Origin of the sequence: Lactiplantibacillus sp. 7.2.4 (assembly GCF_018991185.1) — a bacterium.
GTDB lineage: Bacteria > Bacillota > Bacilli > Lactobacillales > Lactobacillaceae > Lactiplantibacillus > Lactiplantibacillus pentosus.
Genome location: NZ_JAGYGS010000138.1, coordinates 1 through 1,178, shown reverse-complemented (window position 1 = coordinate 1,178; position 1,178 = coordinate 1). Strand labels below are relative to the sequence as shown.

Annotated in this window: 1 protein-coding gene; it reads right to left on the bottom strand. The window is 48.5% G+C overall.

What is annotated here, in order from left to right; genetic code table 11:
- Positions 1–56 precede the first annotated feature (56 nt).
- Positions 57–1,079 carry an IS30 family transposase gene (locus tag KGF70_RS16880; RefSeq protein WP_216786522.1) on the bottom strand — a complete coding sequence of 341 codons (1,023 nt, stop codon included), beginning with the start codon at positions 1,077–1,079 and terminating at the stop codon, positions 57–59.
- Between the last annotated feature and the right edge of the window lie 99 nt (positions 1,080–1,178).

Here is a 1,178-nt window from a genome sequence, read left to right as displayed (position 1 = left end):
CCCGAATTGTCAAATCAAGTGCAACATACCTGACCTATCCTTAAACATTGGCCTAGTTAATCAAAGTCTGGCAAGATATCCATCGCTGACTTATAACCTAGGAGCTTACGTGGTCGTTGGTTGAGTGCATCTTGGATAGCTTGGATTAACGAGAGTGTTAGGGATTTCATTGACTTGCCCTTAGGGATGAACTCCCTGATCAACTGGTTTTGATTCTCATTAGTCCCTCGTTCCCAAGGTGAATATGGGTGTGCGAAATAGACCGTTGTCCCTTGTACCTTGGACAAGTCGGCGAACTCAGAACCGTTGTCGAACGTTAGCGTTTTAAAGTGCTCTGGACCGTAATCATCAATCGCGTCTTGAACCGCTTGGCGACAAGTGTCGGCGTGATAATTCGCAATCTTGAGGATGATTTCATAACGGCTAACACGCTCCGTCAAAGTCAACAGGGCTGGTTCACTGGCAACCCGTTTACCCTTGACCAGGTCACCTTCCCAGTGACCGATTTCAGTCCGGTCATTAGCGGCAGCTGGACGGTCTTCAATGGATTTACCTAGGGCCCGTTTATTCTTACGTTGATGAGTTTTGTGACCTGATCTCACATGGCGGCGAAGCTTCATCGGCAGGTCGCTATTCGTCACATCTAGTAGCCCGGCATCGATGTAGCGATAGACAGTCGGCGTTGACGGGCAAGGACGATCTGGCCAAGCCATTTTGTACTTATGAACGCAGGTGTCGACGCTCTGTTCCCGAGGCTTTTTATGGAGCTCGCTGGTTAAGTAATCGAAGAACTTGGGCGCCTTATCTGTCCAGCTAACCGCATGACAAGCGGCACGGCGGTCGCCGTGAAGTATTTGGGCCGTCTCGGCGTAGTAAACGTGGTAAGGCTTGTGATTAGCGCCAATTTGACGGGTGGCGCCACGATTGAGTTCACGCGTGATAGTACTCCGGTCGCGATGAAGCTTTTTGGCAATCTGACTAGCGGGCCAATTTTCATTGTGAAGGGCCATAATTTCGCCTCGTTCGCATGGTTGGAGTTGTTGGTAAGTTCTAGACGTGGTATTCTGGTTTTGGGTCATGAAGACATTCCTTTCTTAGTTCGTGGTTGATTTAAGAATAGGTCTTCATGGCCTTTTGGTCTAGTTTTTTATATGTTGCACTTCAATTTTAAATCCGGC